Source organism: Novipirellula sp., from assembly GCF_041583735.1.
GTDB lineage: Bacteria > Planctomycetota > Planctomycetia > Pirellulales > Pirellulaceae > Novipirellula.
On the sequence record NZ_JBFHFD010000013.1, the window covers coordinates 13,110 to 26,139 of the forward strand.

Sequence of the window (13,030 nt, forward strand, 5' to 3'; positions counted from 1 at the left end):
TTGGGAAGTTTAGGGGCAGATTGCCTTTGAATCGAGATCGATCGAACGAAACAATTGCAATGAGTCGAAAAAGAAAAGACCGGCGGAGGGGCACCAAGGACGGAGCCCCATTTGCCGCAGCTCTCTCTTTTCCAGGGATCACTCCCGCTGTGCCAAGCAACGCAGCGGTGTGTCATCCCCCCGATTCGACCGTGATTTGACCATCGAATGACAAACTCTCAACGCCTGGAAACTGTCCGAAGCCGTCTGTGCCAATGGATCGACGACCAGAGCACCGATGCGGGTCAAGAGCATCCGCCCGCGAAGGTGTTGTCAGAGTCGCTGCTGATTCGTGACGGTTTCTTCTGTGGACGCTGTTTTCGCACCGAAGCGTTTCGAGCGGTTTGGTTTATCGAAGAAGACGAGCTAAAAATTTATTCCAATTCAGGCACATTGGAATGCGTCTTTGCAGGTCAAGAGATTGATCAGGTCGAAGAAATTCAGTCGGCCGATGAATCGATCATCCGCATGCCCGAGCGAGTTGCTGAAGTCGCTGAAGTCGCCGAAAATGATGCTCCGATGCGGCGTGCGGCGTAGTTTCCGCATCGTTGACTCGGTCGCCGCGACCGATGAGCGGCGAATTCCATCAAAGCAAGCGTGGTTTGGGGTGGCGAACGCAGCCATTTGGCGGGCTGCCAAATCGGTCTAGACGCTCGCCCGCTTTCTAATCTAGAACCGACAACGCGTGCGAGGCTTGGACGCACCACGGAAAAGAATCAGCAAACAAACTAGGGATGGAGAGTTGGAATGAACGTAAATTTCTTTGAATGGCTGCGAGACGGCGTCCGCCAATCGGTGCTGTTGGGCGTAAGCGATGCGATCGAGCAAATTGGCACGCCGACCGACAGCGATGATTTGCACCCCAATGTCGCGGCACTTTTGGCGACCGACACCGGTACGACCAAGGGAACACGTGGCAAAACGACCGCCGCCAACAAAAAACGGCTTGGCAAGTCGCTCAAAGACATGAATTCAAGCGACGCTGCCTAAGATCCCCCCTGCCTAAGATCACCGCGTTTGAGCATTCACGCGGCAGCGAAACGTGACGGCAGTGGGACAACCCGGCTTGGCGGCGAGCGTCAGTTGCCCAGCGACTAAATCCGCACGTCCTTTCATCGACCGAATCCCAAAACGGTCCGACGAAACCTCTTGGGGGTCGAAACCGACCCCGTTGTCCTCGATCACGAGGGTCAACATGTGATCCTCGACGTTGGCGGCGACGCGAACCTCCGTCGCCTTGCCATGACGAGCGGCATTGCGAATCGCTTCGATCGTGATGCGATAGGCCGCAGTGGCCACGTCTTCGGGTAACGTTGTGGCAGCGTCGGAAATATCCCAGTGGATCGCGGTCCGGCGCTGTGCTGCATCATCAAGAATTCGTGTCAGCGTTTCCGCAGCCGCGACGGACCACGTTTGATGCTGCAGTTCGGCGGGGTAGGCCGCCCCGAGAATTTGACGCCCTGTCTGTAACGCCTGATCGACCCACTGCGTTATTTTTTCGAGCTGCTCGCGTCGCTGAGTCGCCACGGGATCCGAATCACTTGACTGCTCACTGTCGTGCCGATCGATCAAGTGATGCAGTCCGGCCGAAGCCCCAAAGATCAACGGCAGTAGCGCGTCATGAATCTCATGACCGATCGCCGCTCGCTCGGCCTCGATCAGACGTGAATTCTCGAGCCTCAGATCGTCGCCTGGTTGAGAGTCGGCAGCGTTCAACCAAACCAACCTTTTTTGTCGAAGCTAGCCATCGCCTTCTCTTCGCCCTCTTGAATATCAAAAAGCTTGTTCAGCTTGGTGATCTTGAAGACCTCCATCACATTGGGCGAGACTTCACAAAACTTCAAACTCACCCCTTGCGCCTTGCAACTCTTATTGAGCATCACCAATTTGGTGATCATTGCAGAGGACATAAACGAGACGCCACGAAAATTGAGCAGCATCTTTTTGTGAACCGCTTGAGGGACCGACTCTTGAAGTTCGCGTCCGACCTGCTCGATACGTTGACTATCAAGAATCTTGCTGTCGGTAAACCCAACCAACAGAATATCATTAACGACTTGGGTGGTGATCGCCGACATACAGTGCTTTCGAAGGATGGAAGGGCGGAAAGCGGGTGCCCGCCGGTTGGCGGTTTCCCCTAATAGATTATCAGCCGAAACCGCTGCTGGCAATTCACCCAAACCATGCAAGCGACGCGGAAAAGCGATTAAACAAGCGACGCCGGAAGCGGGCGTCGGCATTCGCCCCCCCGTGACTCTCTCGTGTCTGCTAGGGATCGAAATCATCAAGCTGATCGACCAGGGCGTCCAGATGCTCGGACGTGACAGCATGGTTTGCCGCACGCGTCAGCGGCCGTGGCGGCGGGCTCACGTTGCCACCGTCATTCTCGTCCCCCCCCCCCTTCTTGGGACTCGCTCCCTTTTCAGAACTCGCCCCGTTTGGGGCCCCTGGCAACGGGGATGTTTCTTGCCGTTTTCCAGAGACCTCGCGTGTGCCAGTTGTCTGCGGCGGGTTCGCAGCGGCGTTGGACGATCCCAGCGACAGCGAGAATGTTTTCACTTGCTTGTTTGCGTGTAGACGCAAAATCGATTCACGCAGTGTCTTGGCGTCGGCGAATTGACGCAGATCAAATGCATAGACTCGCCGCGATCGAAGCGCGGGATCGACCACCGCGTCGGGATCATCCGGGTGCGGCCCGCGAACCGCATCCAGGCCCAGCGAACGCAGCGTCTGGCATGTTTGCGAAGCCGTTTGCCAATCCAATACCACCATGTCGCCTGTGATCGACTCGAGCGTGAGATGATCGGTCGACGAGATCGAGATTGTTTCGAGTCGGTTGACCACGGTCAGGTCAATTTCAGGCAACCCCAACATCTCGCCCAGCACCGCATCGACACTGCAACCGGCAACACCACCGCTGTCGTGGGGGCGCATGCTTGCCGGGGCGGAATGATCCGCCGACTGCAGATCAAGAGTGGGGGGCGATTGAACGATCACGACGCTCAAGCGAACGGGCATGCTGTTGTCTCCGAGATGTTTCTATCAAGTCGTAAAGGTCAAACCAAAGATCTCGCAGATTGGTTTGCGGTCCCAGCGAACGACGATCCAGTTCTCGTCGTACCTGCGTTTGCTCGGATGTTGCGAGCGAGGCAATCAACGATTGCGTCAATGCGATAATTTGGTCTGCATCCAAGGTCGTGTTTCGCAGCGTCGCAAAACCGCGATGTTGTCGATGACTCGTGGCCAACACAGTTTGCCCCCAACGTTTCGCTCGTCGCCGGATTCGGTCGACCGACCACCACGATAGTTGCTCGAGCCCATCAATGATCAACAATCCATTGGGACGGGCCTCGCGCTGCTTTGCGGCCACCCACTTTGCCATTCTGCAAGAATGAATAAGACGTTCGGCGCTAGCGGAAAACCACCCGCGAGTCGATGCATTTTCTGGTGAAAGAGTTTGCGGCGAAGTTAGGTAGTGGTGTTCAGGCTGATGCAGTTGAATTTCGACGACCTTGGCAAAGTGGCTTGAGAGCCGCGGCACGAGCTCGCGAATCAGCGTCGATTTTCCCGATCCATGCGGCCCCACGATCAGTTGGAAAGGGGGATCGCAAATCCGCCGAACCAATGCAGCCAGGGTAGGGGCAGCCAGGGTAGGGGCAGCCACGAGCGGCTCGGCATCCTGCTGCGGATCGAATCGATAACCGATTGCTCCGGGACGAACGAAGCGGGTGCAAAACGGATTGGAGGGCTGAAAATCCACCGCCGGGCCTGCGGCTTAGTATCGCTTCGCGCTTGAAGCGGTTGCCAACCGACTCGAGCGACTGTGGTGAACAAAGCCCTTTTTCAGATCCAACGACTTTTTGACGTCGGTGGGCAGCGAAGACTGCTTCGTTCCGTCCTGGTTCGTCATCTCACATCCCAGCGGAGCATTCGCGCGCAGCCGGTTGGACACCAAATGGAACGGTTGTTCGCTAACGGTTTCACGGGCGCCGGCAACAAACAATCGCAGACGCAGACACCAACACACCCGGATCAGATGACCATGATAGCTCAGCGGTGTGTAGGGCAATTTACACGATAACGACTGGGTATCGGCCAGCCCAGCCTGACGCAATTGATGTTCATCGAGACGGTGAAAGTGATGAACATGCAGATCTTCGTCCCCTTTGCCTTCGGTATGCCAAAGCACGGAAATCTCGACGCCTTGCACTTGATCCAGCGGCACTCGGGAAATTCGCCAGCGCGCGGTCAATTGATCCCCCACCTCGTAGACCGCGTCATCCCGACACAACGAAACATTTACCGCGGGTTGCGTTTCGGTGGCAATCCGGGTGGATGAACGATGACGGGGAAACTTCGGCAGAACGATGGCCAAGGGCGTGACTCTCCGGAAACGACGATCTTCCAGCGAATTGCATTGTGAGAACCGACAAAAGAATGCATGACGTTCTCGGGAAGCTCGATGGCTAATTGTTGTTCCCAAGGGGTCTGTGGGTCAACCGCAACGTCTCGCTGATTTAAGATTACTTGGCTAAACGCTTCGTATTTTTCCACCCTTACGTCCGTTCCTTGGCGGTAAAACGTCTCTTCCTCGCAACATAATAAAATTTTTAGCCGGCGAAGTTTTAAACGTCCCATTTGGCAGACATAGACTCGATAATCGTCTCCGGGGACCAACGGGTGATGACTGATTTCGACAATCGTCGCCCCAACCCCTGCAATCCGTCGCACTTGGGCGATGAACGATCGGAACGCCCAGAGCCCAATTCCGCCTAACGGTAACAGCAAAAATGTCAAGATATGACGGGGGCGGTCGTAATAAATCCCCGAAACGACCACGGCTAACAAAACGAACCAAACGGTATTCCACAACAACGACAACATCGCGGGCCCCAACACACCGCCATCATCCGGGTTGGACATTGCCAAACGATAGGTCAACCGTTCGCCGGGACTGTCGGTCAGTAGCCGGCCTTGTGGGACACTGGGCAATTTCGAGTCGTCGTCCGCAGATGGACCAATGATTTCGATCGTACCGCTGCGACTCGCGTTGGCCGAACGACGCTCGTGGCTGGTCCCCAAACTGCTCAGCCGGATCAGCAATCCGCCACCACCACTGGCGATCGCGGCCAGCGAGAGAATGCCAAACACCCAAAAGCTAAGCGAGCTGGAAAGGGTCTCCGTGGACCCTTCGAGTGCCTGCTCGGGGGCAAATCGAGCGATCATGACGACCGAAATCCCAAACACGCCCAGCAGAAACAGCGAAACATAGAAAACCGCTTCGCCGGCCAATCCGCTGAGCGCATGCCCTAAACGTCGCTTGCCCCGCTTCTTGCTCCATGGCTTTGGGAATCGGGGCATAAGTGTCTACGAAACCGCCGCAGTGACTTCGCGACCGGGACGATAGAAACCCAGCTCTTCGAGTGCGGCATACACTTCTTCGAGCGTCTTTTCGCCAAAATTGCTAATCCCCAACAACCGACGTGGGGTGGCATTCAAAAGATCGCGGACCGTCAAAATCCCCGTCTCTTCCAAACAATTAGTCGTTCGAACCGAAAGCCCCATCTCCGCAATGCTGAGGTCCAATCGTTCGCGGCGAAGGCGTGCTTCCTCTTCCGCTCGGCTTAATGGAATACGTGTCATTGTCTTCAACTCCCTTTTTCAACAAATTGCCAACAAAATGCGTCCACACCCAATCGCAGAGTTTGCCGTTTGCGACACACACAACGGAGCCCCTTGATTCTGGGTCGAGATATTAGGCAATCCCGCGACGCAAAGCAAACGTCTTCGCGAAAATTTAGTGAGCAATTTTCGAGCAAAAATGCTAGCAAAGAGAATTGTGCGGCCGACCGTCGGGGTTAGTTACGGGGCAGCGTCATCGGTTCGGAAAAGTCGAGTTGACCATCCAGCGATGGACTTGTCTCGGACGTTGCAGGCGGCTGCGACGGTCGGGGAACAAAAATGCGACTCGATTCAAGCGTCTCGGACACATCGTCGCTCGCCGCCGGTGTGGGCACCCCGGGGGTCGAGGGAAGCAGCTGGACGTCCGAACGAAATGACGACGAGGGATCGAGGTCCGAAAGCGACTTGGGTTCTGAATCCGCAGGGAAGGATTGATTTTGCCACGATTCAGGCGACAGCATGACTTCTTTACCGAACGGTTGCCGCGCCATTGGGACACCGATCAAGCCAGGGGTCACCGGGGCGATCGTGCTAATCGTTTCGGGATGGGGGCAAGGCGTTTGGCACTTGCAACAGCGATCACAGGTTTGCGTGGCCTGCCAAAACATCAACTCTTCGAAAAAGGTGCGACTGGCGACATAGATCCGGTCGCCTGGCTGCAATTGGTAATTGGTCGCGGTGTCACCCATTTGAGTGATTTCTCGATAGCAAACCGGCAGCGTTACACGGCAGGAATGCGATGAGGTCGGCCGCGCGAGCAAAAGTTTGCAAGGAGCCGCGTCGCTGGTCAAACCGCCCGCCGCCAAAATGCCATCCAGTACCGTTTCATAGCCAGTCAACGGATAGCTGCCTGGCGAATTGACTTCGCCAAGCACATAGAATCGGTGCATCGCTTCGAGCAAGCGGATGTTGATCTCGGTTTTCTCTTCGCCTTCTTCGACCAGCGTCTGTTCCACGAGGGCTTCGGCATCTTCGAGCGTCAATCCAGCCACGACAACGCGGCCATATCCCCCGAGATCGATGCTGCCATCGGTCATCACCCGCTGATCCGCCGGCAATCGTACATCACTGTCGAGTTTCACGGTTTCGATCAGCAGCACATCACCGGGTTCGAGATAATGAGCTTCGACGACGGTTCGATTGAGTTCTCGCGGCAATTTTGCCGGACTGGGGGACCGCTTCAAAACCTCTTCGGTTTGCTTGGTCAGATAGTGCCCGGTGGGAAACAGCGAAAGTCCCAGAGCGCTGCAACCGGCCAAAGGGATTAGCAGAACGGCAACGAGGAGTGTTCGGAACATGGTGGGTAGGCCCCGGGGCAAGATTAAAATCGACTTTATTGGTCCAGTCGGTTTTATCGTCCTAACAAGAGGGGCATCGCCGATGCAATTGAGATGCTCCGGTATTTCTACGTAAACGCCAAGGTTTCACAGTTTTCGCGTGCAATGGCCCCAGTGGTGATGGCCCCAGTGGTTCCCGACTAAAGTCATCGAATTTCGTGGCGACACGCTTCGTGTGACGACGCGGATGGCTGGAGGTTGGTTAATTTTGGCCTTGGAACGGGTTTTCCGAGCCGAAGACAGCACAATTCAGTCCCAATACTTCGCTGACGATGTAACGGGCGACTTCGTCACGCAGCGTCGCAAGCGGCCGCAACCTTAATTTGGGGTCGTAAAGAGTGCCTGCAACGTCGACATAAATGGTGCGGTTGCTGAGCAGTTGATTGATGCGAATAAAAAGGGCGACCGGCGAAAGCGAGGTGAACGAGGCGATTTGCAGATAGACTTCCATCAATTGGCTGGTCTGGAAGTTGCCGGTCGAGATCACCGCCTCGACATCCATTCGCAGATTATCTAACTGCACGTAGCCATCGGCCCAGACCTTGAGTTGCGGGCTACTGAGGACAAATTCATCGATCCGAGCGCGGCCACGGGTGATGGTTCCATCGAGCCGACCGTCCTCGATTCGGATTCCGGCCAGCGGAACCGCTCCGAGAAATCGCTGGGCCTCGCTTAGCCCTGGGATCGCCGAGGCTTGCGAGCCATCCAGTTCAGTGGAAAAGGATCCGCGAAGATCGTCGCTACTGGCAATCGCTTCTCCGCCCAGCGACAACTTCCCGCGGACTTGGCCGTTGGCATACGAAAAGCTTCCGCCCCCTGCGTCCGCGATAAACTTGGCAAAATTAACACGCTCGAACGACCATTGGCTGGTCATATCAAAACGATTGGGGCGATAGGACGACTTGAGCTTCGCGACACCTCGCAATCGGCCGCGAGCGACTTCGCCATGAATCGAGGAAAACGACGCATCCCATTGGCCGCTGCCGAGCGAGTAGGAAGCGAGCAAGCCCCCATTGGCGTCGCCGACGGGAATGCCTGCGACCACCGCATCGTGTGCCTGAACCGCACCTCGCGCTCGAATCGATTGTCCCCCGGACACATGAAATTGGCCAGACAATTTTCCTTCGACAAAATCTGCAACGGAATCCGACAGCAAGCGAATCGAGGGGGAAGCATCGACCGAGGCGACCTGGACATCAATGTGCCCGTCGTTCTGTAGCAAGTCCCATTGGCCGCGCGCCGTGATCCGGCCTCCGGCGTAGATCCCTGCCACCTTATCGATATCGACGTTGCTGCCGCGTGTGCGTAGTTCGATTTCCAAACGATGGGTAATCTGTACCGACGCAAGCGACAGATGGTCGAGCTGAATTTTCGCGGTCGATCGTAGCGGAGTATCCTGCTGCGTTGCAACCAATACGCCATCCAAATCAATTTCGGCCGACACCAAGCCACGAAGTTGGCGAAAGCGGGGCACCAACCACGATTCCTGAGGCAGCACCGCGACAAACCGATCGATGCGAATTCGATTGACCGACAAACGGATTTGCGAGGGGCGTTGCCACAGATCTTGCCATGTCATGTCATCGGCCACGTCGGATTGCGTTTCCACTTTGACATCGCCTCCGAACAGATTCCCGTCGGCAGTGAGTTTGAGCGCATCGTCGGATTTTGAAATCACGAGATCCATCTGTCCGATATCCGCATCGCCCACTTTGATCGAATCAAGTTGAATCTGAACATTTCCGTTTTGGTCCGCCAATCGGCTCCAATCGCCTGCAGGAAGCGTCCAATCGATCTTGCCCGAGGAACGTGCGGAAAGCACCACATCGGCGAGCGAAAACAGCTGAGCATTCACATTGGGCGACAATCCTCGCCAATTCAAGTTCAACGTGCTGCTGTCCTGCTTGTCGAGTGCCACAGAGGCTTCGCCGGAAATCTCGCCACCAAATAAATGGGCGTCGATTTGGGAAAGCACCCAGCGGCGATCCTGCAACGTGTAATTGGCTTGCACGTTTTGCACGATCAGATCAGCACGTCGTGGACTGCCGATTGCGCCGGCGGGCTCGAGTTTCAAGTGTTGTTGATCAAACTCGAACGCATGTTCGATCAAACCAAGCTGCACCCCCGCGATACTTAAACGGGGCGATGCCACTCGTCCGGCCATCGTCCATTTCTGCTGTGCCAATTCTCCGGTTGCGGTCGCGTCTAGATCAACTTGGCCCGTAGCGAATCGATTGGCGTTTGCTCCGGCAAGCTGTGCCAACACATCCAAAGGCAGATCATTCGCGCGAATTGCAAACGAAAATCGCTGCTGCCGTTCCAGTTCGATTCGCCCCTGCAGCGAAGCAGATAGATCAGCCGACTCGGACGAACGGACCTGCAAATCATTGGCCATCAACACGCCATCGGCGATCGAGATCGATGCTGAGGGAATATCTAACGGCAACGCGTCGCCGCGAGCCAGAGCGTCGATTCGCAATTGAGTCTTCGCATTCCAACTGCGGATTTCGCGAATCGTTTTCAGGGGTGCCCGAAACTGAATCTCGCCCGACACCACGCCATGCAGCGGTTGTTGATCCCCGACGGATTGAATGGCCAGGATCAATTCATGCAGCGGCTGGATCGCCACCGATTCGGTTGTGATCGAGGCATCGATTTCACCGAGCGGCGACAACTGGAGGGTGGCGGAACCGCTGACGGTGCCTCCACGTGAACGGTTTCCTTGACGCGACCGCTGCGGACTGGCTGCGTTGATCAAACGACCTGAAATTTTGTCGACCGACATCACGCCGTCGGCGATCTGAACATGCGTCTGGAAATCTTCGAGCACCAATTGCTCTAATTTCAACTGCGGCGAGCGGACGAGCCCCTCGAGTCGATATTTTTTGGTGTCGGTCAGGGCGTTCAGTGGAACCGAGACATTCAGATTGACCGAAACGGTCCCCTCCATCTCGATCGGAATCCCGACCCCCAATGTGTCCAAACGTTCATTAAGCCGTTCAACATCGACAGAATCGAAATTCCAAGAGGTGGTCCAGTACCGCGTATTGTCTTTTGCAGCAGCCGCCGGTTTTGGCCCCGCCGCGGGCGGAGCTTGAGCGAAAACATCGGTTCCGCCCCCCCATGCAAGCAATACCCCCAGCATCCCGGCAAACGAGATCCATCGAGCGAGAGCGTATTCGGCTGGTCGCAACATCATGGTGAAAGAGGTCTTGCGGGTGAGTGACAGATTTCGTTCCCATTGATCTAGATCGGAAAACAGCCCGAAAAAAGCCAACGTTCCTGTGCGAAACCCTCGGATCCGTTCCCCCGCCGGTGCAAAAACAAGACCAACTTTGATTTTGCTGACCTTCAGATGATCGCAGTGGCGGCGGGGCCAAAAATCGGAGTCCTTCGCAGCAAATGGGGTTAAAAACCCGTCAAACATGGGGATAGAAGGGTCATGACGGGCAACGACAACGAAGCGATTACACGGATTGGCAGCGAGAGTTTCCGGCGTCCTAATCAGTATATTTCGAGCTTCGGGCTTGGGAGAAAAATCCCGCCAAGCTATACATAGGGGTGAATCGGATAGCGCATGCGTACGACTGTGTCGGTAAGCTACACTGAGTCAGCCTAGTCGATACCTCCAATTCAAAAGCAAATTCCTTCCGGAATGCTATCCAAAATTCGACGATATCACATTGTTTTGCTGGATTCGCGCGGATCACGTTTGATGCGACCACTGAGCTCCTATCACGAGTTTCTCGTAAGCTGCCAACGCTCCACCCTGCTGCTGCGACCAAGCAAAACACTACAAAACACACAAAATTCTACCCAAACAGTTATCCATGAGATCTGATCACTGGAACTTTCTTGCCAATCTCCTGGGCGCATCTGGCTCAAGCGATTCCCCAAAAAAGAAAACGTCTTCTCCCAAACCGTCTGTTGCTTCTACAGAACCCGAAAAAAACAAATCCGAGTCATCGAAGCCCAGTTCCTCACTCGAATCGGACTTGGATGTCAAAAAATCCTCCGATGGGGGAAATGCCCCGCAACGACGCAGTGCCCCGAGCGCGGTCAGCACGAGTCCTGTCAGCAGCGAAAAGTTGGGCGATAGTCCGAAAAGTGTGGAAGACGTGCTCGATGCCTTGCGCTCGCCCACCCCACCCCAAAAAATCCCTGGCTTTGGACCTCCCAAGAAAACGGAATCGGTAGCCAAGCCGGCAGCGGAGCCAGGTCGTGCGGCGGAAGCGGCCCCCAAAAAATCGTTTCAAGATCGTCCTCGCAACCCCGTCGGGACTGCCGGTTTGCAAGAGAAATCCAAGCCGACCGGATTGGCTGACGAAACTGAAAACGCCGACAAGGACAGTGCTTGGGGCAGTCTCGCCAACCAATTAGGCGTGGCTGTTGACGATGATTTTGCAATTGAGCGAGAATCCAAGCCCAAGGCCGAGGCTCGTCCCGAACGCACCCCAACCGAAAAGCGCGAACGCGATCCCGAGCCTGCCCCAACAGCAAAACGAAGCGGTTTTGGCACCGGTCTCGGATTGGATGCCTCCGAGGGCGACGACGCCGGCGACATCGATGACAGCTTCGGTGCACCGCGTCGTGCAAAACCGGCTGCCGAAACAAAGCCCGCTGCCGAAAACCGAGAGCGATCGAGCGAATCGGCAAGACGTCCATCGCGGAGTCGCGACAGCGAACCCGCTGCGGAATCAAGCGGCAAATTCATCTCGAAAAAGTCTTCCTTCGAAGACAAAGACTCCGAGCGAAGCGAGCGTGGGCCGCGTCGTCGTGGTCGCCGCCGAGGCGTCCGCCAACGGATTACCGAAGAGGAACTCGAACGTAGCGAAGGCTCCGACGACGCTTCGAAAGCAGGCGTTCAAGCAGTTCGCGAAGACCAGCCCCGTCGTGGCGACGAAGGCAGCCGCTCACGATCAGGACAAGCTGCCGACAGCGGTGACGATTCCGGACGTGAACGCGGAGGCCGCGATCGCGGAGGTCGAGGTCGTTCGTCACGCGATTCTTCGTCACGTGATTCTTCGTCACGTGATTCTTCGTCACGTGATTCTTCGTCGCGTGATTCTTCGTCGCGTGATTCACAACGTGGTGCCGCCGCCGAAGGTGGCCGCCGTCAACGAAGTGCAGCGAAGGTGTCGGACGAGCCTAATAGCCGCTCTGATCGCTCGCGTTCGGATCGTGGCCGCAATGCCAACCGCGATACTGACGAGATTGGCTTTGGTGCCAATCTGTTTGTTGACGACATCGACGATGATGAACTGCTGATTGACGACCAAGACAGCGAAGACACCTCACCCAAGTCGAGTGACGCCGCTGCGGATCGCGACGAAGATTCTCCCCGACCTCGCTCGCGACGCCGAGGCCGCCGCGGCGGACGACGTGGACGCAATCGTGATGAGTCCAGTCGCAGCGACGAGGAAGTAAAAGACGTCGACAGCGATGATACCGCGGACCCCTTCGGCGAACTTCCCTCGTTCGTGGACGATCTCGAAGACGACGATGAAGCGGAAGCGATTCGTCGCGAAAAATCGCGTTCACAATCGGGCCGTGGATCACGTGGAAACCGCGATTCCAAGGGACGAGACTCTGCGGATCCAGACAGCTCGTCGGACACCCCATCACGTTCGCGTGGCCGGGGTCGGCGAAACGAGTCTGCGGCGGCCGGATCCGTGGATCGCCCCAGTGCTCCGACATGGCTTGAAACGGTCAGCATCTTGGTTGATGCCAATGTGGAAAACCACAAGAAGACGCCCGCTCGTGGCGGCGGTGGTGGCCGAGGCCGTGGTGGCAAACGCCGCTAAGATTCGAGTCCGAAAGTAAAACCGCTGCTGAGACTGAGCACCGGCCGCCGCGTTTGCAGCGGCCATGCCGCGCAGCAGCGAAAGGCATGCAGCAGGCTCTTCGAGGCGACCGCTTTGCGACAACCTCGAAGTAAGCCATCGGGGCATGCGACATGGACGCAGCAACCC

General features: G+C 56.3%; 12 protein-coding genes. 3 read left to right on the forward strand and 9 right to left on the reverse strand.

The window, feature by feature from the left end; genetic code table 11:
- Positions 1 to 207 precede the first annotated feature (207 nt).
- Entirely contained in the window at positions 208 to 576 is a 369-nt protein-coding gene (locus ABX962_RS02345; protein WP_372716250.1) for a hypothetical protein, read from the forward strand.
- 210 nt (positions 577 to 786) lie between these two features.
- Complete coding sequence (locus ABX962_RS02350; RefSeq protein ID WP_339937265.1) at positions 787 to 1,029, forward strand: hypothetical protein; 243 nt, start codon at positions 787 to 789, stop codon at positions 1,027 to 1,029.
- A gap of 18 nt (positions 1,030 to 1,047) precedes the next feature.
- Here ABX962_RS02350 and ABX962_RS02355 read toward each other — a convergent pair whose 3' ends face one another.
- The 9 genes from ABX962_RS02355 to ABX962_RS02395 form a co-directional block, all read right to left on the reverse strand.
- Positions 1,048 to 1,755 (reverse strand): sensor histidine kinase, encoded by a 708-nt coding sequence (locus ABX962_RS02355; RefSeq protein WP_372716252.1) that lies wholly within the window; start codon positions 1,753 to 1,755, stop codon positions 1,048 to 1,050.
- Positions 1,752 to 2,279, reverse strand: coding sequence for an STAS domain-containing protein (locus ABX962_RS02360; RefSeq protein ID WP_372716254.1), 528 nt, complete (start codon positions 2,277 to 2,279; stop codon positions 1,752 to 1,754). The genes ABX962_RS02355 and ABX962_RS02360 overlap by 4 nt, the downstream gene beginning before the upstream one ends.
- Before the next feature lie 28 nt (positions 2,280 to 2,307).
- A complete protein-coding gene (locus ABX962_RS02365; RefSeq protein WP_372716256.1) occupies positions 2,308 to 3,057 on the reverse strand; it encodes a hypothetical protein in 750 nt (249 codons plus the stop codon).
- Positions 3,008 to 3,799, reverse strand: a complete 792-nt coding sequence (locus tag ABX962_RS02370) for an ATP-binding protein (RefSeq protein ID WP_372716257.1) — start codon at positions 3,797 to 3,799, stop codon at positions 3,008 to 3,010. Before ABX962_RS02370 ends, ABX962_RS02365 begins: the two co-directional genes overlap by 50 nt.
- 15 nt (positions 3,800 to 3,814) lie before the next feature.
- Positions 3,815 to 4,264: a hypothetical protein gene (locus ABX962_RS02375; RefSeq protein ID WP_372716259.1), complete on the reverse strand. Its 450-nt coding sequence runs from the start codon at positions 4,262 to 4,264 to the stop codon at positions 3,815 to 3,817.
- 74 nt (positions 4,265 to 4,338) lie between these two features.
- Complete coding sequence (locus tag ABX962_RS02380; RefSeq protein WP_339937276.1) at positions 4,339 to 5,400, reverse strand: hypothetical protein; 1,062 nt, start codon at positions 5,398 to 5,400, stop codon at positions 4,339 to 4,341.
- 6 nt (positions 5,401 to 5,406) lie between these two features.
- Positions 5,407 to 5,682, reverse strand: coding sequence for a DNA-directed RNA polymerase subunit alpha C-terminal domain-containing protein (locus ABX962_RS02385; RefSeq protein WP_339937278.1), 276 nt, complete (start codon positions 5,680 to 5,682; stop codon positions 5,407 to 5,409).
- A 215-nt stretch (positions 5,683 to 5,897) separates the two neighbouring features.
- Positions 5,898 to 7,019 (reverse strand): polysaccharide biosynthesis/export family protein, encoded by a 1,122-nt coding sequence (locus ABX962_RS02390; RefSeq protein WP_372716261.1) that lies wholly within the window; start codon positions 7,017 to 7,019, stop codon positions 5,898 to 5,900.
- Between the two features lie 241 nt (positions 7,020 to 7,260).
- Positions 7,261 to 10,257, reverse strand: coding sequence for an AsmA-like C-terminal region-containing protein (locus ABX962_RS02395; RefSeq protein ID WP_372716263.1), 2,997 nt, complete (start codon positions 10,255 to 10,257; stop codon positions 7,261 to 7,263).
- A gap of 796 nt (positions 10,258 to 11,053) precedes the next feature.
- On the opposite strand from ABX962_RS02395, the gene ABX962_RS02400 reads away from it, so the two are divergent.
- Positions 11,054 to 12,862, forward strand: coding sequence for a hypothetical protein (locus ABX962_RS02400; RefSeq protein WP_372716265.1), 1,809 nt, complete (start codon positions 11,054 to 11,056; stop codon positions 12,860 to 12,862).
- Positions 12,863 to 13,030: the final 168 nt, after the last annotated feature.

What these genes read in the sequence shown, in the direction of transcription:
- ABX962_RS02395 (WP_372716263.1), bottom strand. Translation starts at nt 10,257, where the DNA reads ATGATGTTGCGACCAGCCGAATACGCTCTCGCTCGATGGATCTCGTTT.
- ABX962_RS02380 (WP_339937276.1), bottom strand. Translation starts at nt 5,400, where the DNA reads ATGCCCCGATTCCCAAAGCCATGGAGCAAGAAGCGGGGCAAGCGACGT.
- ABX962_RS02365 (WP_372716256.1), bottom strand. Translation starts at nt 3,057, where the DNA reads ATGCCCGTTCGCTTGAGCGTCGTGATCGTTCAATCGCCCCCCACTCTT.
- ABX962_RS02390 (WP_372716261.1), bottom strand. Translation starts at nt 7,019, where the DNA reads ATGTTCCGAACACTCCTCGTTGCCGTTCTGCTAATCCCTTTGGCCGGT.
- ABX962_RS02385 (WP_339937278.1), bottom strand. Translation starts at nt 5,682, where the DNA reads ATGACACGTATTCCATTAAGCCGAGCGGAAGAGGAAGCACGCCTTCGC.
- ABX962_RS02345 (WP_372716250.1), top strand. Translation starts at nt 208, where the DNA reads ATGACAAACTCTCAACGCCTGGAAACTGTCCGAAGCCGTCTGTGCCAA.
- ABX962_RS02350 (WP_339937265.1), top strand. Translation starts at nt 787, where the DNA reads ATGAACGTAAATTTCTTTGAATGGCTGCGAGACGGCGTCCGCCAATCG.
- ABX962_RS02360 (WP_372716254.1), bottom strand. Translation starts at nt 2,279, where the DNA reads ATGCCGACGCCCGCTTCCGGCGTCGCTTGTTTAATCGCTTTTCCGCGT.